Source organism: Paeniglutamicibacter sp. (assembly GCF_046714615.1).
Taxonomy (GTDB): domain Bacteria; phylum Actinomycetota; class Actinomycetes; order Actinomycetales; family Micrococcaceae; genus Paeniglutamicibacter.
Genome location: NZ_JBKKAP010000019.1, coordinates 1 through 2,688, shown reverse-complemented (window position 1 = coordinate 2,688; position 2,688 = coordinate 1). Strand labels below are relative to the sequence as shown.

The following is a 2,688-nucleotide window of genomic DNA, read 5'->3' as shown; positions in this document are numbered from 1 at the left end:
TGCTAAATAGCGTCTGATGGTACCGGTGTTCTGGCGACCTGGTACCGCACCCACGGCATAGGTGGTACTGGCGTTCCGGCGAGTGGGTACCGTGTCCAGCATTTTTCGTATTGGCCAAGAACCGTTGATGGGTTCTTGGCCAATACCATTTAGGGGGAAGGCTCGGGAATCAGTTGATCAGGAACGGACTGGAACCTATTCCCAAAAATTAGCTGAGCCCCGGGCCTTCTCATGCTTGAGCTTGCGCATGTCTGTGTCTCCCAACACGAGCCACCTGGTGTTGTTCGCCAGCCGATTCACAATCGAATCCCCTGCCACGCGGTCTGGCAACACCTGCACCCAATACGCGGGATCGGTCTGGCTGACAATCACCGTGGGCAACCGGTGTTCCCGGTCGGCCAGGACCCCGAACAGGTCACTGGCAATGTTCTGGTCGATACCAACGGTCAGAAAATCATCAATGATCAGCAGGTCCGCCTCCCGCAACTTCTCCAACAGGGCATCGTGGACCTTGCTGTCCCCCCGCGCGATGAGCAGCTTTCTGGCCAGCACGTCCATCCTCATGTAAAACACCGAATGCTCGCTATGGCAGGCAGCAATACCAATCGCGCAGGCGATATAGGTCTTGCCTCCACCAGACGGCGAGATGATCAACAAATTCGTCGGATCCGCCCGCCACTGATGCGTCGCGTAGCGTTTCATCCGCGCCTCGTCGATCTTCCGACCCTGAAGGTAGTGCAACTCGGCAATCGATGCACCGGGTAGGGGAAACTGGGCTTGCTTGATGAGCTTGTCGATCTTGTTCGACCGGCGAGCATCCAGGGAATGGTTCACCGCCTGCATAAACACTTCCTCCGGCAACAGCTTGTCATTGGCTTCGTCGTTGACCAGTTCAAGGAACTTCTCGGCAAACACCGTGAGCCGAAGTTCCTTGATCTTCTGATGATCTTCACCGTTAAGCATCGGTGCCACCCCACCCCTTGTAGTGCTCTGCATCGCGAACAAACACTCCGGAAAGGTTCTGGACTTCCTTCAGGTTCTTCACGTTCTGCGCTGCTGGAGCTATCGGAGCATTCTGCTCCTTGGCCGCGGCCAGAGTAGCCATCACCCGCTTGATCGAGGTGTAGGTGGGATACCCGTTGATGTTCAGCATTTCCTGGCAGGCCTCCTCCAACAGGCCCTTCTTCCCGCCGAGTTCCGAGAGGATATTGCGGCACGCCAAAAATGCCTGGGCCTCGACCTTGCTGCGGTCCAGGATCTGGGTGATGACTTGCACGGTGGCCGGCCCGAAATTCCGGGCACGGTTCAGGAACCACTCCCTGGACCACAATCCCTGGACCTGCTGGTGATGCTTCGGCGCGTGGGACAACTCCGAGGAATACTGGCCCCGGCGCCCGAGCTTGCGCGGGTGCTCGCAAACCTTGGCTTGCCCGTCAAAGATGCTCACGGTGGTTGCGGTGATCCGGACCGACAGGATCTTCCCGGCCAACTCATACGGCACCGAGTAGTGCTGGTAGTCGCTGGTGACGTGATAGTTCCGTCCGACCTTCAACTGCTTGTATTCCACCGACTCATACGGGAGGTCCGGCAGGGGCTGCAGCAACGCTGCTTCCTCCGCGTCAAAGACTTCCTGCCGCGTGGTCCCGTTGACCCGCCGCAACCGTTCGTTGAGATCCTGCAACCGCTCCTGCACCGCGTCGTTGAGCTCCTCGAACGAGGTCCAGGTCTGGGCGGCGAGATAACCGATGACTCGGCTCTCCACGGCCTGCACCATTCTCTCGACATGCGCCTTGTCACGCGGCTTATTTGATCTCGCCGGCACGATCGCTGTTTGGTAATGCTCGGCGAGTTGACGGTAGGACTTGGTCACCACCAGCTCGTTGTCCGCCCGGGTGCGCTTATGGGTGGCGGTGCGGGCATTGTCGGGAACGATCAGCTGAGGCACCCCACCGATGAACGCCAGCGCGTTCACGTGTGCCTGGTTCCAGGCTTCCTGCTTCATGTTGCTGAACGCCTGGCAGAACACCAACCCGGAGTACGGCAGCGAAGCGACGAAAAAGTAGGCCTTGCCGACTTCCCCGGTCACGGTGTCCACGATCGGCAGGGTGGGGCCGACCCAGTCCACAAACATTGCCTTGCCCGGTTCGTGTTGCAGCGTCGCCACGACGTCGGTGACGGCGGCGAACCGGTTGAACAGTTCGCAGTATTGCGAGTAGCTGTATTTCTTCCGCTCACTGGTCGCGCGCAGGTATTTCACCCAGCCCTGCTGCAACGTGAAGAACCGGTTGTGCTTCATCTCCTCGACGACCTGAGCAAAATGCGGGTCGGCGTAGACCTCGGAAACGGCCTTGCGCCCATCGGGGAAAAGCTGCTCGATGTCCGCCGCTGTCAATGACGCAAAGCGGTCGGCAGTGATGCCGGCGGTGGTGATGGCTTTCTTCACGGCCGAGACATCACGACGTGAACAGCCCACCGACGCGGTGATTTCCTCGTAGGTCCGACGCTTGAAAACCAAGGACATGATGGCTTGATAATCCACCAAGGTGTTTCTCCTCTGATCAGTTCGCCGCACCGTGTTGTGTGGCGACCAGATCAGACGATCACGAAAGGCTCTCGAGCGGTACCGTGTTCCCGGAACGGGAGTACCAACAAGCCGGAACAGGAGTACCTCCTGACGCTATTTAGCAC

The 2,688-nt window shown here is 58.9% G+C and carries 2 protein-coding genes; both read right to left on the bottom strand.

The window, feature by feature from the left end; translation table 11 throughout:
• Positions 1-195: 195 nt before the first annotated feature.
• Entirely contained in the window at positions 196-963 is a 768-nt protein-coding gene (locus tag ACLQ7E_RS02360; protein WP_411730945.1) for an ATP-binding protein, read from the bottom strand.
• Positions 956-2,539: an IS21 family transposase gene (gene istA / locus ACLQ7E_RS02355; RefSeq protein WP_411730946.1), complete on the bottom strand. Its 1,584-nt coding sequence runs from the start codon at positions 2,537-2,539 to the stop codon at positions 956-958. The genes ACLQ7E_RS02360 and istA overlap by 8 nt, the downstream gene beginning before the upstream one ends.
• Positions 2,540-2,688: the final 149 nt, after the last annotated feature.